Genomic DNA, 22,882 nt, shown 5'->3' on the forward strand with positions numbered 1-22,882 from the left:
ACGCCTCGGGGTCCGCACCCTGCCCTCTTGGGCCTACGCCGCCGCGGCGTCCTCCTGGCCGGCGCGTTCCAGCGTCGGCTTCACGCTGTCCAGCGCGCCGCCGCCGTCGCACGGGATCACCGCGCCGGAGACGTAGCCGGCATACGGCGACGCAAGGAACAGCGCCAGGTTGGCGATGTCGTCGGTGCTGCCAAAGCGCTGCAGCGGCACCGCGGCCACCGCCGCCTCGCGGGCCACCGCGTCGGGCGCCATCAGCTTGCGGAAGCCCTCGGTGCCCTCGATCGGCCCCGGCGAGATCGCATTGACCCGCACTCCTTCGCCGCCCCACTCCAGCGCCAGCACGCGGGTGAGCTGGTCGACGCCGGCCTTGGCCGCGCAGGCATGCGCCTGGTAGCGCATCGGCACCGCCGACTGGGGCGCCGTGATGTTGATCACCGACGCCCCAGGCCTGCGCAGGTGCGGGTAGGCCTGCCGCAGCACGTTGAAGCTGCCGATCAGGTCGATGTCGACCACCACGCGGAACCCGTTGGCCGACATGGCCTTGGCCTCGCACAGGAAGTTGCCGGCCGCGCCGGAGACCAGCACGTCGATCGGGCCGAACCGCGCCGCGGCCTCCTCGAAGGCGCGGCCGACCTCGTCGAACTCGCGCACGTCCGCGCAGACGCCGTGCACGGCAGCCGCTCCTTCGGGCGAGCGCGCCAGCGACGGCATGGCAGCCAGCGCCTCGACGGCGGCCTGCACGTTGTAGGGCCGGCGGCTGGCCACGCTGACCTGCGCCCCCTGGCGCACGAACGCCTGCGCGATGCCGAAGTTGATGCCCGTCGTGCCGCCGAAGACGAAGACGTGGCGTCCGGTGAAATCGAGGTTGAGCTGCACATCGCCTCCTGCCGTCATCCGAGCACCTGCTCCCGTGCGAAACCCGCGAACCAGTCCAGCGCCGCCGGATCGGCCATGGCATCGCGGCTGGCCACCGCGGCGGGCGGCCAGCCCATCAACAGCTTGCGCACCGGCACCTCCATCTTCTTGCCCGTCAGCGTGTAGGGGATCGCGTCGACCTGGACCATGCGGTCGGGCACGTGGCGCGGGCTGCACTGGGTGCGCAGCCGTTGCGCGATGCGCTCGCGCAGCGCGACGTCCAGCACCCGGCCGGGGGCCAGACGCAGGAACAGCGGCATGTAGAACTGCCCGCCCGGCTGCTCGCAGCACACCACCAGGCTGTCAGCCACCTCGTCCAGCTCCTCCACCACGCGGTAGATCTCCGCCGACCCGATGCGAACGCCGTGGCGGTTCAGCGTCGAATCAGAGCGGCCGTGGATGTAGCAGCCGCCGCGCTCGTTGATGCGGATGAAGTCGCCGTGCCGCCACACGCCGGGGAAGTGCTCGAAGTACGCCTCGCGGTAGCGGGCATCGTCCGGGTCGTTCCAGAACCGGATCGGCATCGACGGGAACGGCCGCGTCACCACCAGCTCGCCAACCTCGCCGTGCAGCTCGCGGCCCGCGTCGTCCCACACCTGCACGGCCATGCCGAGCATGCGGGCCTGGATCTCGCCGGCATACACCGGCAGCAGCGGCGAGGCGCCGACGAAGCCGCTGCAGATCTCGGTGCCGCCGGACTGCGAGGTCACCCACAGGTCGCGCTTGACGCACTCGTAGAGCCATCCGAAGGTCTCCGGCGTGCTCGGCGCGCCGCTGACGATGACCGACTCCAGCGCCGACAGGTCGAAGACCTCGCCCGGGCGCAGGCCGGCTTTTTCCATGTGCTGCACGTAGGTCGGGCTGGCGCCGAAGCAGGTGGTGCGCGTCTCGGCCGCCAGCTGCCACAGGAAGCCGGGGTCGGGGTGCATCGGGCTGCCGTCGTAGAGCACCGCGGCGGCGCCGGTGAGCAGCGCCGCGACCAGCAGGTTCCACATCATCCACCCGGTGGTGCTGTAGAAGAACATCACCGCGCCCGGCCCGAGGTTGAGGTGCAGGTGCATCAGCTTCAGGTGCTCGGCCAGCATGCCGGCGTGGCCGTGCACGATGGCCTTGGGCAGGCCGGTCGTGCCCGAGGAGAACACCACCCACAGCGGATGGTCGTGCGCCACGCGCTCGAAGCGGAAGCCGGCGCGCGGCACCTCGGGATGGTCGAGCCACGAGGCCCAGGTCTCGAGCCCCGCGATCGCCGGCGGGGCGCCGCCGGGGTCGAGGCAGGGCAGCCACAGCACACGCTCCAGCGAGGGCAGCGCCGCGGCGATCTCGGCCGCCTCCGCCCGGCGGTCGATGCACTTGCCGGCGAAGCGGTAGCCGTCGGCGGCCAGCAGCACCTTGGGCGCGATCTGCGCGAAGCGGTCGACGACCGTGCGCACGCCGAACTCGATGGCCGCCGACGACCACACCGCGCCGATCGCCACCGTCGCGATCATCGCCACCGCCGTCTCCGGCACGTTGGGCATGTAGGAAACGACCCGGTCGCCGGGCCCGACCCCCATCGCCCGCAGCCGCGTCGCGACGATGCGCACCTGCCGCCCCAGTTCCTGCCAGCTCATCGCGCCCCGCGGGCGCGCCTCGCCCAGGTGGTGGAAGGCGGGGGCGCCCGGCGCGGCATCGGCCTCGTGCAGCAGCAGGTGCTCGGCGTAGTTGACACGCGCACCGGTGAACCAGCGTGCGCCCCGCAGGCCCTCGCCCACCAGCACCGGCTCGGCGGCGCCGTCGTGGCGCACGTCGAAGTACGACCAGATCGAGCGCCAGAACGCCTGGCTTTCGTCGATCGACCAGCGCCACAGCGCCGCGTAGTCGGGCAGGTCCAGGCCGTGGCGCTCGCGCAGCCAGTCCATGTAGCGCGCCATCTGCGATTCGGCCGCGAACGCGGCACGCGGCGTCCACAGGCGTTGTCCCTCGGCAATCATCGCCGTCCTCCTGAGTGTTCTTGCCGTACTTGCGCCCCGCCGCGTCAGTTCAACCGGGCCAGCCGGTCGAGCACACGTTCGGGTTCGATCCAGTCGGGGATCTCGGCGTAGTGGAAGGCCGGCCCCGGCAGCATGCCGGCGCCGTCCCAGAACGCGGCGGGCTGCAGCGCCCCCCACGAAGCCCCGGGCAGCGGGCCCGGTGCGATGACGAACTGCAGCCCGGCCTCGCCGCCGCGGTAGCGGCCCGCCGGCACGAGCAGGCCGGCGTCCCAGCGGTACTGCCCGGCCACGTTCAGCACCGAGCGGTAGCACTCGATGCCTGCCGCGTCGCCGGGCTCCGTGGCGGCCGATTCGGCGAGCAGCAGCACGTCGAGCCCCGCGCCCGCGAAGCTGCGCAGGAAGTCCGCGATGTACAGCGACGCGCCGTCGGCCTCGTCCTCGCCCACCTCGGCCTCGGTGCGGTGGGCGGCGCGGAACGCGTCACCCACCCAGCGCCGCGGCGAGGGGCAGGCCAGCGCCAGCACGGCGCCGGGCAGCCCGGCCCGCACGCCCCCGGCCAGGTCGGCCATGTGGCGCCGCAGCCCCTCGTCGGCCAGCAGCGTGCGCAGCGGCGCGAGGGGGCGCGCCTTCGCCGCCATCGCCTCGCGCAGCAGCGGGTGCGCCTCGAGCCACGCATCGCAGACCGCGTCGACCGGCAGCGTCACCACGTCGGAGCGCAGCAGGCCCTGTGCCTTGCGGTACCAGGCGATGCAGGCCGCGGTGTCGCGCCACGGCGCACGGCCGCCGGCCAGCAGCCGGCCGGCATACTGCGTGTACTCCAGCCAGCGCAGCCGGTGCGCGCCGGCCGAGAAGCGGTCGCTGAACAAGCCCATGGCGCCCTCCCGGTCAGGCCTGCGCCTGCAGTGCGGCCAGCCGCGACTCCAGCTCGGCGATGCGCAGGTCCTTGGGGTCGGGCATGTACACGCCCTGCAGCTGGTCCGCGTCCATCACGATGCGCTGGCCCGCGCTGGTGGCGTAGATGCGCCGCGGGTCGTCCCAGCTGCCGAAGTACGGCAGGTGGGCCGGCGGCTCGGCGGTGACCCAGCGGGCGCAGAACTCGTCGAACGGCACGCCGCGCGCGATGCGCTCGCGCCGGTAGGCGGCGCGGCGCTCGATGGTGGCCTCCTCGTCGACGACCAGGGTCTCCGGGTCGCACACCACCTGGTAGATGTCGAGCGCGTTCTCGTGTGACATCAGGTCCTCGGCCAGGTCCTTGGCCACCAACGCCGGGTCGCGTTCGAGCACGTCGCCGTAGCCGCCGCCCGAGCCCTGGCAGATCATGTAGACCTCGCCCTCGTTGCACAGCTCGAAGGTCATGCCCATGTCGTTGCTGCTGTACTGCGCGCCGGCGATGGGCCGCTCGTTCATCAGCTTGACGATGTCGAACACCTCGACCGCCTTCGGGTTCTCCTTCAGCACCTCGAAGATGTTGATGCCCTTGATCTTCATCAGCTGGTAGGAGGGGCACGAATAGCCGCCGAAGAGGCCCTGCGCCGACGGGAACTTCGAGCCCTCGCAGCCGGTCATGAAGCCCCACATGCTGGAGCCGCGGGCGGTGGCGATCTGCTCGTAGCCCATGCCGGCGCGGTACTTGCCCCAGCCGATGCGGTCCTTGGCCAGGCGCTGCGCGCCGAGGCGGATGATGGGCGTGTCCTCCTCGCTCACCTCGTGCTCGCCGGTGTCGCACATGAAGCCGAAGACCGGCGAGATGGAGTGCTCGCCATCGGCGTTGCTGCGCGCGCCCTGGCCGTTGCCGTTGATGTCGGCGCAGAAGTTGCCCGTGACGTCGCCGTGCTGCGTGAGGCCGCCGTAGATGAAGGTGGCCGCCTGGTCGTACTGCGATGCGATCACCGCCGAATAGCGGTACGGCAGGCTGTAGTTCAGCTTGCTCATCGGGATGGTCCAGACCACGCAGGCCTTGAACAGCGGCATCAGGCTCATGGCCTGCGGCATCTCGCCCTCGGCGTCGATGATCGAGTTGCGGTCGGTCAGCACCTCGATCGGCGACAACACCGCCATCGTGTGCGGCAGGTCGGGCCAGATGTTCTGCAGCAGCCCCGTGCACAGCGCGGCCTTGAACGAGGCGATGTTGGTGTTGACCGACCGGTTCATGAACTGCGGCGCCGTGCCGCGGAAGTCCAGCGTCATGCGGTCGCCCTTGACGGTGATCGCCAGCGAGATCTTCTGCATCGCGTTCTCGCGCAGCGTCGAGTCCATGAACTGCACGACGCGCGTGGTGCCGTCGGGCAGCTCGGCGATGCGTCGGCGCATCTCGGTCTCCACGTCCTCGAGGTGCATGCGCAGCGTGCCGGTGAGCACGTCCTTGCCGAACTGGTCGAGGATCGCGATGACACGCTCGCGCAGCCGCATCACCGCATGCAGCTTGACCTTCATGTCCTCGAGCTGCAGCTTCGGGTCGCGCACCGAGTTCTGCAGGAAGGTCACCAGGTCGCGCTTGAGCTGGAAGTTCTCGACGACCTTGAAGGGCGGCATCTTGATGCCTTCGTCGTACTTACTCAGCGCCGCCGCCGGCAGGCCGCCCGGCTCGCAGGCGCCGTTCTCGCCCTCGTGGATCGTCGAGCTGAGCCAGCAGATGAGTTCGCCCTTGTAGAAGAGCGGCATCATCATCGACTGGTCGGTGTTGTGGATGCCGCCGTAGCGCGCGTCGTTGTGGATGAAGCCGTCGCCGTCGCGCACGCCCACCGTCGGGTCGTCGATCCAGTTCTTGATGATGAAGCGGATCGGGTAGAAGCAGCAGGCCGCGAACGCGATCACCCCGTGCGGCGCGATCATCGCCAGGTCGCCCTGGGCGGTGTAGATGCCGGTCACCAGGTCGCCCCACTTGGCGCCCGGCGCCGCGCCCATCTGGTTGACCATCGTGTACGCCTCGGACAGCGCCGCGTTGATCAGCCCGCGCACGTGGTGCACCTGGTGCGGGTCGATGCCGCGGGCCAGCGCGGCCTCCTCGGCCTCGGAGCGCTTCGATACGCCGTGGTTGCGCATGATCTCCGGATCAGGCCCGAGGAACAGCGTGTTGTCGGCCAGGAACTTGTCGAGCAGCGCCCGGTCGTCTGCGGTGGTGTGGTCTTGCATGGATGTCCCCTCGTTGCTCACTTGCGGATGAACCAGACCGCGCCCTGCGCCACGGCGCGGTAGCTCCAGCCCGGCTCGACCAGGAAGGTCGTCGCCCGCGTGGTGACGATCGCCGGCCCGTCGATCTCGACGCCCTCGGTGCGCGCGCCGTCGTCGTACACCGGCGTCTTCACCGCACCCTCGTGGCCCACGAAATGGCACTCGCGGTGGCCGACCGGATCGGGCGGCGGCAGCGGCGTGCCGGCGATCTGCAGGTTGGCGAACTGCACCGTGGGCTGCTCCACGTAGGCGCACACGCGCAGCGTGTTGATGCGCACGCCCGTCTCGGGCGACTGGCTGCCCTCGCCGAAGCGCTCGCCGTAGCGCTCATGGAACTGGTCCATCAGCGCCAGCACGTCGCGCTGGCAGCGCAGCCTGGACAGCGCGGTGACCACCGCGGTCTGCACACGCTGGTTGCCGTAGCGCATGTCCAGCTCCAGGCGGTAGCGGATCTGCCCGTCGTTCATGCCCTGGCGGATCAGGTCCTCGCGGCCGCGGCGCTCCAGCTCCTCGACGCCGCGGTTGAATGCCTCGTAGTCGGTGAAGAAGGAGCGCGTGGCGGGGTTGAACAGCACGGTCCAGGTGCTCATCTCGTGGATGTGCATCTGGTTGACGTTGCCCGCGCCGCAGGCCGAGAAAGTGGACGAGTACGGCGGCGCCAGGATCTTGGTGACGCCCAGCGCCTCGGCGATGCCGCAGGCGTGCAGCGGGCCGTTGCCGCCGTAGGCGAGGATGGTGAAGTCCTTCGGCTCGTAGCCCAGCGTGCGCAGCTCGGTCGAGATGCCGTTGGCCATGCTGGCGTCGACCTGCCGCTTGATCAGCTTCGCGGCCTCCACCAGGTCCATGTCGAGCTGCTCGCACAGGTGCTCTTCCATCGCCTGGCGGGCGCGGCGCACGTTCAGCGGGATGCGGCCGTTGGCGTAGTTCTTCGGATCGAGGTAGCCCAGCAGCAGGTCGGCGTCGGTCACGGTGGGCTTCATGCCGCCGCGGTCGTAGCAGGCCGGCCCGGGGTCGGAGCCGGCGGACTGCGGCCCGATCTCGATCGTCTTGAACATGCGCTCGTAGCGCGCGATGGAGCCGCCGCCGGCCCCCAGCGTCACCAGGTGCACCATCGGCACGCTGACCAGCCAGCGGTCGATCACCGGGTTGAAGTCGTAGTACTTCAGCCCGCCCTGCACCACCACGCCGATGTCGAAGCTGGTGCCGCCCATGTCGGTCGCCACCACGTTGCCGAGCGCGGCGTGCGCGGCCAGGCATTCGCTCGCGGCAATGCCCGACACCGGGCCGGAGTGCACCGTCTGCAGCGCATCCGTGGAGTTGAGCTGCGCCATGCCGCCGGAGTTGTGGTTCACCAGCATGGGCTTGTGGTAGCCCTGCGCGCGCAGGTTCAGCTCCAGCGTGCCCAGCCCGTGGAACATGGTCTGGTGCAGGAACGCGTCCATGATGGCCGAGGTGCCGCGGGCGTACTCGCCCTTGCGGCCTGCGACCTGGTGCGACAGCACCATCGGGATCGCGCCCAGCAGGTGGGCGGGGTACTCCTCCAGGAAGATCTCGCGCACGCGCAGCTCGTGCGCGGGGTTGACCACGCTGTTGGTGAACATCACCACCAGCGCCTGCGCCCCGCCGTCCACCAGTTCGCGGATGCGCAGCCGCACGTCGTCCTCGTCGAGCGGCCAGAAGGCCTGCCCGAGGTAGTCCACGCGCTCGCGCACCTCGCGGATCATCGTCATCGGCACGATCGGCTCGGGCCGCCGGGCATTCGGGATGTCCATCTGCTCGGGCTCGGTGAGGCCCTCGCCGTAGCCCCGCGCCCGCGACAGCGGCACGGTGTGCTTGAAGCCGGTGGTCACCAGCAGGCCCACGCGCGGGCCCTTGCGCTCGATCAGCGCGTTGGTGCCCAACGTGGTGGCGTAACGCACCGAGTCCACGTCGGCCAGCAGCTCGGCCGGCGTCAGCTCGAGCTGGCGGCAGGCGTCGGCCAGCGACTCGTTGAAGCCCAGCGCCAGGTTCTGGTGCGTGGTCAGCGCCTTGCCCTCGACGCAGCGCTGGCCCCAGGCCACGAAGCAGTCGGTGAAGGTGCCGCCGATGTCTACGGATACTCGCTTCATGCCGGTCCTCAGTGGGAGTGTCCGCAGTGGTGCTGCGCATGCAGCGCACGCTGCTGCTTCACCTTCTCGAGCGCCAGGTCGGGCGCGGCCACCGGCTCCAGCACCTCGGGCCGGTCCTTCCATTGCAGCTTCAGGGCATCGATGTCGAGCTCGATGTCGTGCACCGGCGGGTGGCCCGGCGGCAGGTACTCGGCCTCGACCATCGTGCCGCACTGCGGGCAGTAGTACTCGAGGATGCGGCACCAGTCCGGGTCCGGCGAATAGGTGCGCGCGTAGAGCTTCGTGTCAAGCAGCGGCTTGTGGACTTCGCGCGGGTCGCGGTCGTACACCAGCAGGCCGCGCTTGTAGTTGTCGCGTGCGCTGCCGTGCACATGGCCGCAGCGCCGGCATTCCCAGGCCTCGGTCTCCAGGTCGATGCGCAGGTATTCGGTCACCAGCACTTTCATCGTGTCGTCTCCTTGCTCAGCAGGATGTCGCCTGCATCGTTGATCTCGAATCGCCAGCCATCGTCGATGCGGCAGGTGAAGAAGGCCTCCTCCAGCACCGCCGGGCCGGCGGCCTGCGCGCCCGGTGGCTGCGCCTCCACGCGGTAGAGCGGCAACGCGGCGCGCCGGGCTCCCGCGCCCGAGCCGACCAGCACCGTGCGCGTCGCACCGCTGAAGGCCGGCACGGCCGCCCCGCCGAAGCGGCCGGTGATCGAGGCATGCGGCACCGGCTTGACGGCGGTGAGCTGAAGCGACAGCCGCGCACCGGCCGCCAGGCCCTGCCGCAGTTCGGCGGGCAGCGCCGTGCCCTGCAGCGGCACGGTGCGCGTGCCGGCGCCGTCGGCCACTTCCAGCGCATAGGTGAGGCGGCAGTCTTCGATCGACGCGCCCTCGCCGAACATGCTGCGCGCCGCGCGGTCGAACACCTGCAGCATCGCGGTCGCCAGGCCGTCGTCGTCGTTGGCCGGCAGCGGGGCCGAGAACTGGTGGCCGACGTCGGAGAAGCCGATGCCGTAGGCCGAGAACACCGCGGCGAGCGCCGGGATCACGACGCGCGAGACACCGAGTTCGTCCGCCACGCGGCAGGCGACGAAGGGGCCGGCGCCGCCGAAGGCCGCCAGCGTCGTGTCCGGCGTGATGCCGGCGAAGCCGCGCAGGCTCTCGGCGATGCCACGCACCCAGGCCGCCTCCATCGCCTGCACCGCGGCGTCGTCGTCCAGCCCCAGCGGGCCACCCACCTGCTCGCGCACCGCGGCGCGTGCCCGGTCGACGTCGATCTTCAGGTCGCCCCCGAAGTACGAGGCCGGGTCGAGCAGGCCGCCCAGCAAGAAGGCGTCGGTCATCGTCGCCTCGCGGCCGCCGAGGCCGAAGCAGGCGGGCCCGGGCGCACTGCCCACGCTCTGCGGCCCCACCTGAAGCCGCTCGCGCTCGACGCGGAAGATCGAGCTGCCGCCCACGCCTGCGCTGACCACGTCGCACAGGGGGAACGAGCTCTGCACGCCCTCGATGCTGCCCTGTGCGGTGGCGCGCACGACGCCGCCCTCGACCAGGCCGATGTCGGTGGTGGTGCCGCCCACGTCCATCGTCAGCAGGCGCGAGAAGCCGTAGTGCGATGCCAGGGCGCGCGCACCCTCCATGCCGCCGCGCGGGCCCGAGCTGTAGGTCTTGACCGCGATGGTCTTGGCCACGCGGCCGGCCAGGCCGTCGTTGCGGAACACCAGCAGCGGGCTCTGCACGTGCAGGCCGCGCAGCTTGTGCTCGGCGTTGTAGAGGAAGTGCTCCATCGCCGGATGCAGGAAGGCGTTGAAGACGGCCGTCCAGGTGCGGCGCACGTCGTCGGCGTCGTCGGCCAGCTCGTGCGTGAAGAGCATCGGCAGCGCGCCCAGCAGGTGCGGCGGGAAGGTGCGCAGCAGCCGCCGCTTCAGCGCGGCCTCCGCGGCCTCGCGGCCCGGCCCGGCGAACGAGACGATCAGCCGGCTGGCGCCGCTGGCGGCCAGGGTGTTGACGGCCTGGATCGCCGCCTCCTCCAGCGCCTCGCCGCCCAGCGCGGCGTCAAGTGCCACGGCGCGCACGCCGATGAGCGCGGGGTACAGCTCGGCCGCGCCCTCGGCGTCGCGCAGCGCCTTCGGCGTGAGCCCGCCGCCGAGCAGCACGCCCAGCCGCGGGCCCTTGCGCTCCACCAGGGCGTTGGTGCCCTGCGTGGTCGAGTAGCGGATCGACTCGGTCGACAGCAGCAGCGCCTGCAGGTCCTCGGTGCCATACACGGTGCGTGCCGCCTTGCGCAGGCCGTCCAGCAGGCAGGCCGACAGGTCGTGCGGCGTGGTCAGCGTCTTGGTGCGGTGCACGCGGTCGCCGTCGATCACGCAGATGTCGGTCAGCGTGCCGCCGTTGTCGATGTTGATCAGCTTGCCTCTCGCCCCGCGCCGGGGGCGGGCTTCGGCGGATGTCGGGTTCATCGGGATGTCTCCATGTCGTTTGGGAACGGCGCCGCGGGGGGACACGGCTCGCGCTCCAGCTTAGGCAGCGGCCCTCGGGGCCGCGCCACACCAACGGGTAGTCGCGCGGGAATGGCAGCCTCAGAAATAGAAGCTGGCCCGCACGAACACCTCGCGCGCGGATTTCAGGTTCTCGGCGAAGTCGTCGTTGCCGCCGTTGCTGCGGACGTAGTTGCCGTACAGGTCGAACTGCAGCGACTTGCTCGGCTTCCACATCACGCCCGGCTGCAGCAGCCAGCCGCCGCGGAAATCGGTCAGCACCGTCAGGTCGCCGCGCCAGGCCAGCGTCGGCGAGGGCTGCTGCAGTGCGAGCGCGAAGGCGTTGAAGCTGCCCACGCCCTTCGGCCGACCCGTCACCGGATCGAGCCGGCCCATGCCGGCCAGGGACCGCCCGAACAGGTCGCTCGCGCTCTTGTGCAGCCACTGGGCGACCATGTAGGTCGCGGGCACCTCGGCGCTGAACTTGTGGTACTTCTCGAAGATCAGCGCGAACTGGGTCTCGTCCTTCGACAGCAGCCCGGCCGACAGCGACGGGTGGGTGAACTTCTTGCGCGGCGTGTGGGTCAGCTCGAAGCGCGCGACCAGCTGGTCGAGCAGCGTATCGGGGGCGCCTTCGAACACATGGTTCAGGCCGAAGCCGAAGACCTGTTCGCGGTGGTATTCCCGCGTGATGTGGCCCACCAGGTTGCCTGCCCCCACGCTCGGATCGAAGAAGGTGTCGAGCATGCAGGCGGCCGACGCGGCCGTCGGGAACGTGATGCGGTTGCCGGCCGAGACGTTGCCGCCGCAGCCCTGCGCCACCGCCGCCGACCCCAGGCCCTGCGACGCCGGGAACTCGTTGAGCGCGCTCTGCAGCGCGGTCACCGGGTCCAGCCGCACCAGGTTCGCGTAGCGGAACCATTCGGCCGCGCTGTAGACGCCGCGCGTGCTGCCGGCCTCGAAGGCCGTGCCGCTCATCGGGCCGGCCTTCGAATCGGTCCAGCGGAACACACCGTCGGGGTTGATGCGGCTGGTGGCCATCAGCTGCACACCGGTGTCGCCGATGCGGCCCTTCAGGCGAGCGCCGAAGTTCCACTTGTTGCGCACCGCGCCGTAGCCCTCGCGCTGGTGCACCTCGAACTGGTTCGGGATCAGGTTGTAGGCCGAGTCGGCGCCAGCCAGCACCGTGGGCTGGAAGCGGCTGGTGAAACCTTCCACCTCCCAATCGTTGCCGGCACGCCAGCTCGCGCGGATGGCGGGCGACGACACGCGCTTGTCGGCGTACTCCTCGGCCGCCACGTCGAGGATCGAGTGGCGCCGCAGGTCCAGGCCGTTGGGCACGTCGAGCACGCGGAAGAAGATCGCCTCGCCCCACGCGATCTGCTGGTTGCCGATGCGCACCCACAGCGGGCCGTCGTTGTAGTCGAGGTAGAGCGCCGGCAGGTCGACCGCGTAGGACTTGCCGGCCTTCTCGAACGCCGTGCCGCCGCCGCTGCCGCGCAAGGGCTGGCGGTAGGCGTTGCCGCCGTCGAGCACGCCGCTGCCGTAGGCCGCGTCGTAGAAGCCGCGCAGCTTGCCGTGCAGCGCCCAGCGCTCGCCGAACTTGCCATCGAGGTTCAGCTCGACGCGCGTGGCCAGCAGGTTCAGGTCGTTCTTGCCGGCCAGCGACCGCGGCCGCCCCAGCGTCGCCGGGCTGCTGCCCGGGGCCAGCACCGGGCCCAGGCCGGTATTGGCCACTGGCACGCCGTTGAACAGGTTGCCGTGGCTGCTGGCCGCGTTGGCGCGGGTGTCGACCGGCGCGGCGATCTCCTCGCGCAGCATGCCGGACACCGACCAGTCCGCGGCCAGGCACTGGCACGCCGCCATCGCCAGCACGGCCGGTGCGCAACGGCGCGCACGCGCGCCCATCTCATGGACAGGGATCACTTCGCCACCTCCTCGTCGTTGATCTGCAGGATCGTTCCGCCGGCACCCGCCGTGAGGAACCGCGGCCGGCCCTGGGCATCGACCGCACGGGCCACGGACTGCTGCCAGCCGCGGATGGCCGCACGCGACGGCAGCTGCCGCCAGCTCGCGCCGCCGTCGCTGCTGAGCGCGACCACGTTCACGCCGGACAGCACCACCCGGCCGTTGGCATCGGCGTCGATGCCGGTCAGGATCGACTGCATGCCGGTGGGCAGCGAGCGCCAGGTGGCACCACCGTCCAGGGTCGACAGCAGCGCGCCGCTCTGGCCCACCGCGTAGCCGCGGCCGCCCTCCAGCAGGCGCAGGCCGAACAGCGACCGCTCACCGCGGTGCAACAGCTTCCACTGCGCCCCGCCGTCGGTGCTGCGCAGGATCAGCTCGAACTCGCCGGCCACCACGACGCCGTCGTCGTCGTCGACGTGCACGGCGTACAGGTGCGGCTCGGCCGGGAGCGCGCCGATGCGCGACCAGTCGATCGGCACCACCTGCCAGTGGCGGCCGGCATCGTCGGACTTCAGCAGCGTGCCGAACGCGCCGACCGCGTAGGCCAGGCCGCGGCGGTTCATCGCCACCGAGGTCAGCCGCGCGGCCGTGACCGGCGCGGCGACCGTCCACTGGATGCAGTCGGGGCTGGTGAGCACCGTGCCCTGCTGGCCCACCGCGATGCAGCGGCCGCCCCGCACCGCGACGCCCAGCAGCGCCACGTCGCTGCGCAGCTCGGGCGAGCGGCGCCAGCGCGTGCCCCCGTCGTCGCTGCGGTAGACCGAGCCATGCGCGCCGACCGCAACGCCGATGCGGCCGTCGAAGGCCAGGTCGAAGAGGGCATCGTGCGGCGTGCCGCGCAATGCCACGGTCATCGCCTCGGCCGGCGCGCCGACGGCGCCCGCCGCGATGCACGAGGTGACCATGCCCAGCGTGCCGAGCAGCGTGAACAGCTTGTTGCGCATGCTCAGGTCCCCATGCGCTGGATGGCCTGCTCGGTCAGGTACTTCTCGCGCAGGTCGGCGCGGTTGTAGCCCGAGGTGTAGCCGCCGGTGACGCCCTTGGCCTGCACGAAGCGCGACATGCGGTTGTCCTGCACGCTGTGGCACTGCACCGCCGTCCACGACCACGCGGTGTGGGCGCCGTCCATCACGCGCTGATTGCCCTTCTCGTACAGGCTGTACTGCGGCTCGAAGGACTTGAACACTTCACCGCGCCGGTCGTAGGTGACGTAGGCCACGTACATCATGTTGCGCACGTCGATCCACACGCGCTTCTTGCCCACCGGCGCCCGCGGGAAGCCCACCGGCTCGGCCTCGATCACCACCACCTCGGGACACAGCTCCATGTGCGTGTCGAAGAAGGTCTGGTTCTTCGGGCCGCCGTGCACCGGCCGCTCCCAGTTGGGATGGTCGCCGTACCAGTTCTGCGACACCGCGCCGAGGAAGGGCCCGCGGCCCACGACCTTGTAGTTGCCCCAGGTCAGCATCGGGTCGCCGGCGGCCCAGGCATCGGACAGGTACAACGCCATGCCGGCCACCAGCGGCTCGAAGCGCTGGTTGGCCGGGAACTTGCGCACCCGCTTGAACGCCGGCAGGTAGCCCACCAGCTCGGGCAGCTTGCGCTGGTCGTAGTACCAGGTGTTGAGGTACGAGGTGCCCTTCACGTCCGTCGGCGAGGCGAAGAACACCGACTGGTAGCGCAGCTTGTCCTCCTCGCCCTTGAGGTACGGGCCGCCCGCGCCGGTGCGCGCCGCGGTGTTCTCCTCCACCCACACGAAGTCGTACTGGTAGGCCGCGTTGCCGTCGGGGCCGATCTCCCAGTCGCGCACCGCGTAGATCGAGCTGTCGTGCCGGCCCCAGGACAGCGTGAGGTTGGAGAACAGCTCCAGCGCGTCCTTGCCGTTGGGGAACGGGTTGCCGCCGATCCAGGGTTTGCCGTCGCGCGTGAAGACGTTGCCGTCCTTATCGAGCACGGCCTTGCCCTGGTTGCGCAGCGTGGCCTCGAGGTACTCGTGCGGGTAGAGCCGCGTCACGTCGGTGGTCGAGGGCACGAGCTTGATGCGCCGGCCCATCTCCTTCACCTGCTTCAGCACCACCGGATCGAGCAGGTGCTTGACGATGTCGACGTTGTCCGCGGTGACGGTGTCGCCGGCCTTCAGCCTGCCCTTGGTGTGGGCATCGATCGACAGCAGTTCGTCGGGGTAGGCCTTGCTCACGTCGCCCGCGCTCGCGATCAGCGGCCACAGCGGCGTGAGCACGCCGGCGGTGGCCGCGCCCAGCGCCTGCTGGCGCAGGAAGTGGCGGCGGCCGTAGTCGAAGCCGTACTTGCGGATGTGCATCGTTGTCTCCTTGCAGGTGGGGCACCTCGCCCCGGGGAATCAGGCCGCGCCGGCGGCGCCGGGGGCGGGCAGCGCTTCCGACATCACGGACAGGTCGGCGTCGAGGAAGCGGGGCTTGAAGAGGTAGACCAGCAGCGGCACCAGCAGCAGCGCCAGCACCATGTTGATCAGCATCACCACCATCAGCAGCAGGCCGGTGTCGGACAGGAACTTGAGCTCCGACAGGCACCAGGGCGCGAGCCCCAGCGTCATCAGCCCGGCGGTGAAGAAGATGGCCTTGCCGCAGGTGGCGAGCGACACGCCGATCGCCGCGCCGATGTCGCGGCCGGCGCCGTGGTATTCCTCGCAGATGCGGGTGAGCAGGTAGATGCCGTAGTCGATGCCCACGCCGATGCCGATCGCGAGGATGGGCAGCGAGTTCACGTCGAGCCCCATGCCGGCGAGCACCATCGCGGCGGTGAGCATCGCGTTGGCGAGGTTGACCGGCACCAGCAGCAGCGCACCGGCGGCGAGCGAGCGGTAGGCCAGCGAGCAGCCGACGAAGATCACCAGGTTCAGCGCCCCCAGGATGATCCAGTGGTACACCGCCACCGTCTCGTTGATCGACTGCTGCAGCGCGATCGCGCCCGAGGCCAGCCGGATGCGGAAGCCGGGGTGGTCCGGCCCCACCTCGGCGATGCAGCGGCGCGCCTGCACCAGCGCGGCGTCCACCGTCGGCTGCCGGTTGTTGGCGTACCAGAGCGAGACGGTGGCGTTCTTCTGCTCGAAGTCGATGACGTTCAGGTAGGTCTTCGCGTTGGTGCCGGCCATCAGCGCGGTGGCGGCGCCGGCGGCCGAGGCGTCGTCGCCGTCGATCGGCGACCACTTCGGGTTGCCGCCGTTGAACACGCGGTTGGCCTCCAGCGCATAGTCGGCGAAGGACAGCGTGGCGGTCGGCGGGTTGGGGCCCGCCTCCAGGCAGCGCTGCAGCCGCTGCATGGTCGCCAGCGTGTCGTGCTGGCGCGCGATGCGTTCGCCCTTGCCTTCGAAGATCACCTCCAGCGTCATCAGGCCGGGGAAGTGCCGGTTGATCTCGCGCACCGCGGTGTTGAACTGCGAGCCCTCGTGCAGCAGGTTGCTGCCCTCCACCGGGTTGCCGATCTGCACGCGTGTCATCAGCACCAGCGAGGCGGCCGTGAGCAGCGCGAACGCGGTGGCGCTCCAGCGCGCCCGCCGGCCATGGGAGAGCGTGCCCAGGCCCTGCAGCAGGCGTTGCATCCCGGACTGCAGCACGCCGCCGCGGCCGCCGCGCGCCAGCAGGTGGTCGAGGTTGCGCGGCCGCGGCAGCAGGCTCAGCAGCACCGGCGTCAGGAAGACGCTGGTGGGCACCAGGTTCATCGCCCAGAAGCCGGTGAAGAGGGCGAAGCGCTCCATCGCCGGGATGGGCGCGAGCGCCACCAGCAGCAGCCCGCAGACGTCGGTGAAGATGCCCAGGGTGCCCGGCCACATCAGCGACACCAGCGAGAGCCGGGCGGCCTCGCGCGGCTCGCCCACGCGCTCCAGCAGCTCGTAGTAGCGCTCGGTCGCCTGCACGCAGTGGCTGAAGCAGCGCGCGATGAGCAGCAGCGGCACCACCATCAGCAGCGGCTCGACCGGCAGGCCCAGCCAGCCGACCAGGCCGAAGCCCCAGATGGCCGACACCGCGCTGACGACCACCGGCGTGACGATGCCGGTGATGTTGCGCATGTGCAGCGCCAGCGCACCGAACATCAGCAGCAGCGTCAGCGCGAAGATCTTCGCCGTGTCGTCGCCGAAGTGGTAGATCCAGCCGGTCATGGTCGGAAAGCCGGCGACATGGATCTCGTGCCGCGCATCGCGCTGCTCGGCCACGAGCTTCTGCACGTAGGCGAAGAGCTCGCCGTAGTCGAGGCCCTCCTCGATGAAGGTCGCGTTGATCACGGTGGCGCGGGCGTCGGCCGACACCAGGAAGCTGCGCGCGCCCGGTGATTCGTCGACGCGGCGGCGGATCTCGCGCAGCTCGGCCGGCGTCGTGGGCAGCTGCTCGTCCATGATCGGGTTCGAGTAGATGCCGTCGGGCGTCACCACCGTATAGCGCGCCTTCGAGGTCGCGATCGACAGGATCTGGTCGTGGTCGACGTTGGGCGCGAGGTCGATGTCGCGCGACAGCCGCCACACCTTGTCCAGCGTGTCGGCCTCGTAGATGTCGCGCCCGTCGACGCGCTTGACCATCAGCGTGACGGTCAGCGGGTTGCCGAAGTTCAGGTGGTCCTTGAACACCTGCACGAACGGATGGTTCTTCGGGAACAGGTCGGAGAAGATGGTCCGCGCGTCCAGGCGCATCGCACCGACCGCGAAGAACACGGTGAGCGCCGCCATCGCGAGCAGCACGGCCAGGGGGTGGCCGATCACCAGGTGGGCGAGCCGTTCGCGCAGCGCGGCGCGCGGGGGGGGATGTTTCGAGGGCGCCATGACGACAACCGGTCTCCTGTGCGGCGCGCCCGGGCCCGGGGCCGGGGCGCCATGTGCGGGCCTCGCGGCCCTTGTGGGGACGTTCAGGGTAGGCAGCGGGCTTCGTCGCCACGCCACACGAACGGGTAGTCTTCGCACGGCGGATCGGCGCCCGGCGCGGCGGTCCAGCCGCCGCCGGGGTGCGGCGTCCCGTGGTGGTCGACCGCGAGGTATGGCAGGCCCAGCGCCTGCAGCCAGCGCAGGCCATCGCCGGCGCCCTTGAGCATCGCGATCGTCGTGGCCGTGCCGGCGACCAGGCACTGCCCGGCCACCACGCTGGCCGCGGCCAGGCCGCCCTGCACCGGCCAGCCGCTGCGGGGGTCGAGCAGATGGCTGTAGCGCCGTCCGCCCTGCTCGAAGCAGCGCTCGTAGTCGCCGCTGCTGGCCACGGCGCCGCGGGCGAGCCGCAGCTCGGCGGCCGCCCGTGCGGGCTCGCGGGGATGGCGGATGCCGATCCGCCACGGCGCGCCGTCGGCATGCGGGCCGACCAGCGCGATGTCGCCGCCCAGCTCGACGAAGCCGTGGCACGCCCCTGCCGTCCGGGCCGCGGCGGCCGCGCGGTCGGCCGCGTACTCCTTGACGTAGCCGCCGAAGTCCAGCTCCATGCCGGCCACCGGCAGCGACAGCCACGGGCGCCGCCAGCGCACCTGCTGCCAGCCGACGAGCGCGAGCACCGGCGCGATCTCCGCCTGCGACGGCACACGCGCCGCATGGAAGTCCCATACGCGGCGCAGCACGCCCGAGGTGATGTCGAAGAGGCCTTCGCTCTGCACCCACGCGGTCTGCGCGTAGTCGATCAGCGCCGCGGTCTCGGCATCGACCTCGATCGCCGTGCCGCTGCCCGCGCTGCGGTTGATGCGGCTGGCGATGCTGTCGGCGCGGTAGCGCGAGAAGCGTGCCTCCAGGCGGCGCACCTCCGCCTCGGCCGCCCGGGCGGCGCGCGCCGCGAGCGCCGGGTCGTCCGCCTGCAACCTTACCTCGCAGGGGCCGCCCATCGCGCGGAAGGCGTGGCGCAAGGTGCCGGCGCCGGCGTCCTGGCCGCCTTCGCGCGGCGTCCTCTCCCGTGCGCCCGTCACGGCGTCAGAACGGCTTGCCGACCGCGATCGACAGCACCTGGAAGTCGACGAGGCCCGGGTGCTCCATGTCCACCCGGCGCAGCGCGAAGCGGCGTCCGCTGCGGTAGGTCTCGTAGCGCAGCCGCACGGTCCAGTCGTCGATCTGCCGCGAGGCCTCCAGGCTCAGGCTCAGCGCGCCGTAGGGCGACAGGCGGTAGTCGCTGGAACTGAAGTGGTCGGCGCGTGCACCCTGGTAGTAGGGCGCGTAGAAGAAGGCCTGGCTCTGGCTGTACCACCGCATGCGGGGCACCACCTGCCAGCCCTGCGGCAGCGGCTGGTACCAGGCGGCGTCCACGGTGTGCGAGCGCACCCGCCAGTCGTTCGAGAAGTAGCGGTAGTCCAGGTGCAGCGTGGCGCCCCAGGCCGGCACGTGCCGGCGCAGCCGGGTCAGCCAGGCCAGCTCCTGCCGCCCATCGGGCCGCTGGTCGGCCAGCAGCGCACCGCCCACGTAGGCGAGCTTGTACGGGTCGGACAGGTGGCCGCCGAGCCGGCTGTAGCTCAGGCTGGCCTGCACCTGCGTGTGCGCGTCCAGCACGCGGGCGTAGCCGATGACGCCGGTGAACTCGTGGCTGGACGCCCGCTCGATGCGGCCCGGGAAGCGCGCGCTGCCGCCTTCGGTCGGCGACAGGCGGTTGTCGGTGTAGGCCAGGCCGGCGCTCAGCGTGTCGAGCTGCTGGTTGAAGGACCAGCTGCCCTCGACGCCGATGCCGGCCGAGCGGTAGTCGCGCTCGTGCGAGTAGCTCGCGGTCACGCCGATGCTGGCCTCGCCGAGGCGGTGCGTGCCGCCGAGCTTCACGGCCTGCCGGCGTTCGGAGATGCTGGCGCCGCTCATCACCTGCAGCGGCCTGCCGTCGGCCCCGGGCGTGACGAACCAGGGGGAGGCGCCGCCCATCGTCTCGATCGCCAGTTCGGCCGCCAGTTCGGTCGTGCCGTCGAGCGTCTTCGCGGCGCGCAGCAGGTGCGAGTCGACGTGGTAGCGCTCGCCGCTGCCGGCGGCCAGCCGGCCCGCGCCCAGGCGGCCTTCGCGGTAGGCGCTGAAACGGTAGTCGAGCTGCAGCGGTGCGCCGGGCGCTTCGCCGGCCCCGGCGGGCGCCGGGATCGCGAGGGCCGCCGCGGTCAGCGCGGCCAGCACGCCGCAGGGGGGAGTGGAGCTCGTCATGCGCCGCGCCTCACCGGCAACCGCAGCCGCCACCGGCCGCCGTCCCGCCGCCCGTGGCGGCCTCCTTGCTCCGATAGGCCTGGCCACGCGCCGCGCTGCCGAGCGGATCGGGCTCCCAGGCCATCTCGGGCCGGGCCAGGTCGCCGCGCTGCCAGGGCGCCGGCACGGGGCCGGCGCAGGCGCTCAGCAGCAGCGCCGGCAGCAGCGGCGCAAGCAGACTTCGGATGTTCATCGTTCTTCCAGCAATTGAAGGATCGAATGGCGCAGCGCAGCCACGTCGCCGGGGCGGAAGCCGGCATGCACGGCCCGCACGACGCCGCGGCGGTCGATCAGGTAGCTCGAGGGCATGGCTTGCACGCCGTACAGCGTGGCCACCCGGCCGTCTGCGTCGTGCACCGCGTGCCGGGCGAGCGCCTCGAGCCGCAGCGTCGCCAGCAGGCGCTGCGCGTCCTGCACGTTCCGGTCGACGTTGACGGCGACCAGCACGAAGCCCTGGTCCGCCAGCGCGGACTGCAGTTGTTCGTACACCGGCAGCGACTGCCGGCAAGGCGCGCACCACGACGCCCAGAAGTCGAGCAGCACGACCCGCCCGCGCAGCCCGGCGAGCCGCTGCGAGGGCGGCTCGCCCGCCGCCGCCAGCGCGGCGCGCTCGAAGTCCGGTGCCGCCTCGCCGATCCGCGCGGCCCGCGCCGGCCCGCACAGGCCCGCGAGCACCGCCAGCAACAGCAGCCAGCGCATCACAGGGTCTTCAGGTATTCGATGAGGGCCGCGCGCTCCTGGCGGGTCAGCACATCGGTGAACTCGTGGCCCTGGTTGCCGTTGCCGGGGATGCGGGTGTTGTAGATCATGCGCTCGGCGGAGCTGCCGTTCTGCACCGGCGGGGCGTTGCCGCTGAAGGACTCGAAGATCGTCGCCTGGTCACGCACAGGCGCACAGCTCAGCCACTTGGTCGTGGCGGCGGGGTCGCAGCTCAGCGTGTCGTGTTTCCAGCCCAGGCGTGCGGTGTCGAGCGCGTCCAGCCGCGTGTCGGGCCCGGTGACGCCGTCGACCGTGCGCGCCTGGCGGCGCCAGATCGACGGGCGGGACGACGGATCCAGCAGCTGCTCGATCGTCGGCACGCTGCCGTTGTGCAGGTACGGCGCCGAGGCCCACACGCCGTAGAGCGGCGGCGCCAGGTAGCCGACGACGCCCGGGCGCCAGCGGCAGGCGCCGAGCACGCGGCCGGGCGCGCCCAGGTTCTCGTCGGCGGCCTCCTGTTGCGGCGTCTTGGACTCGGGCGGCACGTAGCCGGGCCGGCCCTCGGGGTAGCTCCACCAGCTCTTGTCCCACACGTCGGCAAAGATGCCGGAGAGCTGGTCGACGCGGAGTCGGTCGGTGCCGATCGCCTCGACCGGCGAGATATGCGCGGCGATTCCTTCGAGCGCCGGCGTGGACAGGTAGGCCTTGTCGTTGACGAAGCGCGGCGAGTACGCGCCGTGGCAGCCGGCGCACGAGCCGTTGCCGCCCGCCGGCCGGATGCGCTGGGCATTGCCGGGCTGGGCCCACAGGTCCTTGGTGTGGAACAGCACCGCGCCCTGCTCCGCCAGGGCGGTGTCGACCGGCAGCGGGTACTTGGGCGCGCGGATCGAGTCGATCGCCAGCGAAGCATTCATCGCGATCTGGTCGGAATAGGCGCGCTTCTCGGCGCCGGTGCCGCTGTACAGCAGGAACGCGGAGGAGAGGATGCGCAGCGAGTTCGACGAGGGCCCGCCGTCGAAGAACTTGCGCGGCCGCGATCCGGTGTTCCACCAGGCCGGCGTGTCCTGGCGCGATGGCATGTGCGACGCGGCGTACTTTTGCGGGTTCGGCACGGTGTCCAGCGAGTCCCAGTCCGACATCACGAACTTGCCCACCTCGAACCCGGTGACCGCGTCGCTCTGCCCGCGTTGCAGGCGGGCCTGGACGGCGCCGTCGAGCGCAGACGCGCCCAGCCCCCACATCCCGCCGAGACCCTGCGCACGTTCGCCGATGGTGCCGGCATGGCAGCTCGCGCAGCTGTAGCCGCCGGACACGCTGCCGGTCCACCGGCCCTCGGCGTCGCGTGTCTGCACGTAGCCGATCGGCAGCTGCCCGGAGCCGCCGCCGGTCAGGTTGGGATCCTCGCCCGGCAGCGGGTAGGGGTTGTCGAACGGCGCCTGCGACAGGCCGACCTGCAGGCGCAGCAGTTCGTCGAAGTTGTCCGGGCGGCTGCTCATGCCCCAGTCGTGCCACCGGCTGCCGAACTGCGCCGCGGTGACCACCGGGCCCTGCTTGATCGCGTCGCCGCGGTTCAGCAGCTCCCAGCCTGCGTCCCGGCCCCGGCGGTACTCGCCGCAGGTCTTGGGCGGCTGCATCGACGCCGGCTGGTTGACGAGGCAGTTCTCGTAGAAGGCATTGAAGTACACCGCCTTGCCCACGTTGGCGCCGTTGACGACCAGCGTGCGCGGGTCCACCGGCAGCTCGGCATCGTCGCCGCGCGGGGTCGTGCCGTCGAGGCCTTCGCAGTGGAGCTCGAACGCCGAAGAGCCCCGCCGGCCGCCGAGCAGGGGCTGCGCCTGCGCCACCGCGCCGGTCGACAGCGCGGCGATCTTCGGCATGCATTCATCCGGCTTGTCTAGACAGGCGAGCATCACCGAGACATCGCGGTAGGCATCGCCGTCCACCGGCCACGGCGTGCCGCCGCTGTGGGCACCCGCCTGCCCCGACGCCATCAGCAGGATGCGGGAGACCGGGCTGTTGCCGCCCATGGCGGTCCATGAGGCCTTGAGATGCGCCTCGTCGTCGGCACGATCTGCGCCGAGCCGCATGCGTGCGCCAGCCTCGGTGTCGGCCACACCGCCGGCCACATGGCAGGTGCGGCAGTAGTCGAGCCGCGGCTGCACGCGCGCCACCAGGAAGTCCTGCGCGGTGGCGAACGACGCCGGCGCCGACGCACCGCTCGAAGGTGCCGGCGCGGCCGGCTTGCCGCTGTAGCCGCCACCGCCGCCACAGGCCGTGCACAGCAGCAGCCATGCCGCAGCCATGAGCCACCGAACCAGTCGCTCGACCATCGCTTGTCTCCTTTGTCGTGTCCATCAGCAACGGCATCGACGGCCGTTTGCAGGGCGAGGTTGTAGGCGCCTGCCCGGGCTGCTGGCCTACCCAAAAGGGTGGAACTTCCAATCAGCTCCGG

At 71.3% G+C, this 22,882-nt stretch carries 16 protein-coding genes; all 16 read right to left on the reverse strand.

Annotated features, from left to right (window positions below):
• Positions 1-33: 33 nt before the first annotated feature.
• Positions 34-894, reverse strand: a complete 861-nt coding sequence (locus V4F39_RS14310) for an SDR family oxidoreductase (RefSeq protein ID WP_378234961.1) — start codon at positions 892-894, stop codon at positions 34-36.
• Entirely contained in the window at positions 891-2,885 is a 1,995-nt protein-coding gene (locus V4F39_RS14315; protein WP_332290199.1) for an acetoacetate--CoA ligase, read from the reverse strand. The genes V4F39_RS14310 and V4F39_RS14315 overlap by 4 nt, the downstream gene beginning before the upstream one ends.
• A gap of 44 nt (positions 2,886-2,929) precedes the next feature.
• Positions 2,930-3,757, reverse strand: coding sequence for a hypothetical protein (locus tag V4F39_RS14320; protein ID WP_332290200.1), 828 nt, complete (start codon positions 3,755-3,757; stop codon positions 2,930-2,932).
• A 13-nt stretch (positions 3,758-3,770) separates the two neighbouring features.
• Positions 3,771-6,017, reverse strand: a complete 2,247-nt coding sequence (locus V4F39_RS14325) for a hydantoinase B/oxoprolinase family protein (protein WP_332290201.1) — start codon at positions 6,015-6,017, stop codon at positions 3,771-3,773.
• Positions 6,018-6,034: 17 nt separating this feature from the next.
• Positions 6,035-8,164: a hydantoinase/oxoprolinase family protein gene (locus V4F39_RS14330; RefSeq protein WP_332290202.1), complete on the reverse strand. Its 2,130-nt coding sequence runs from the start codon at positions 8,162-8,164 to the stop codon at positions 6,035-6,037.
• Positions 8,165-8,172: 8 nt separating this feature from the next.
• Positions 8,173-8,610, reverse strand: coding sequence for an acetone carboxylase subunit gamma (locus tag V4F39_RS14335; protein WP_332290203.1), 438 nt, complete (start codon positions 8,608-8,610; stop codon positions 8,173-8,175).
• A complete protein-coding gene (locus V4F39_RS14340; protein ID WP_332290204.1) occupies positions 8,607-10,604 on the reverse strand; it encodes a hydantoinase/oxoprolinase family protein in 1,998 nt (665 codons plus the stop codon). Before V4F39_RS14340 ends, V4F39_RS14335 begins: the two co-directional genes overlap by 4 nt.
• A gap of 120 nt (positions 10,605-10,724) precedes the next feature.
• On the reverse strand, positions 10,725-12,548 hold the full coding sequence (locus V4F39_RS14345; protein WP_332290206.1) for a DUF1302 family protein: 1,824 nt from the start codon (positions 12,546-12,548) through the stop codon (positions 10,725-10,727).
• The gene (locus V4F39_RS14350; RefSeq protein WP_332290207.1) at positions 12,545-13,534 is read right to left on the reverse strand and encodes a WD40/YVTN/BNR-like repeat-containing protein; all 990 of its coding nucleotides are present in this window, start codon (positions 13,532-13,534) and stop codon (positions 12,545-12,547) included. Before V4F39_RS14350 ends, V4F39_RS14345 begins: the two co-directional genes overlap by 4 nt.
• A 2-nt stretch (positions 13,535-13,536) precedes the next feature.
• Positions 13,537-14,910, reverse strand: a complete 1,374-nt coding sequence (locus V4F39_RS14355) for a DUF1329 domain-containing protein (RefSeq protein ID WP_332290208.1) — start codon at positions 14,908-14,910, stop codon at positions 13,537-13,539.
• A 39-nt stretch (positions 14,911-14,949) separates the two neighbouring features.
• The gene (locus tag V4F39_RS14360; protein ID WP_332290209.1) at positions 14,950-17,379 is read right to left on the reverse strand and encodes an efflux RND transporter permease subunit; all 2,430 of its coding nucleotides are present in this window, start codon (positions 17,377-17,379) and stop codon (positions 14,950-14,952) included.
• Between the two features lie 83 nt (positions 17,380-17,462).
• Complete coding sequence (locus V4F39_RS14365) at positions 17,463-18,494, reverse strand: FAD:protein FMN transferase (RefSeq protein ID WP_332290210.1); 1,032 nt, start codon at positions 18,492-18,494, stop codon at positions 17,463-17,465.
• 4 nt (positions 18,495-18,498) lie between these two features.
• Complete coding sequence (locus V4F39_RS14370) at positions 18,499-19,692, reverse strand: DUF3570 domain-containing protein (RefSeq protein WP_332290212.1); 1,194 nt, start codon at positions 19,690-19,692, stop codon at positions 18,499-18,501.
• Between the two features lie 10 nt (positions 19,693-19,702).
• Complete coding sequence (locus tag V4F39_RS14375) at positions 19,703-19,924, reverse strand: DUF4266 domain-containing protein (RefSeq protein WP_332290213.1); 222 nt, start codon at positions 19,922-19,924, stop codon at positions 19,703-19,705.
• A complete protein-coding gene (locus V4F39_RS14380; protein ID WP_332290214.1) occupies positions 19,921-20,430 on the reverse strand; it encodes a TlpA family protein disulfide reductase in 510 nt (169 codons plus the stop codon). Before V4F39_RS14380 ends, V4F39_RS14375 begins: the two co-directional genes overlap by 4 nt.
• Positions 20,430-22,760, reverse strand: coding sequence for a c-type cytochrome (locus V4F39_RS14385; protein ID WP_332290215.1), 2,331 nt, complete (start codon positions 22,758-22,760; stop codon positions 20,430-20,432). The genes V4F39_RS14380 and V4F39_RS14385 overlap by 1 nt, the downstream gene beginning before the upstream one ends.
• Between the last annotated feature and the right edge of the window lie 122 nt (positions 22,761-22,882).

The sequence above is a fragment of the Aquincola agrisoli genome, assembly GCF_036621135.1.
Classification (GTDB): domain Bacteria; phylum Pseudomonadota; class Gammaproteobacteria; order Burkholderiales; family Burkholderiaceae_C; genus Aquincola; species Aquincola agrisoli.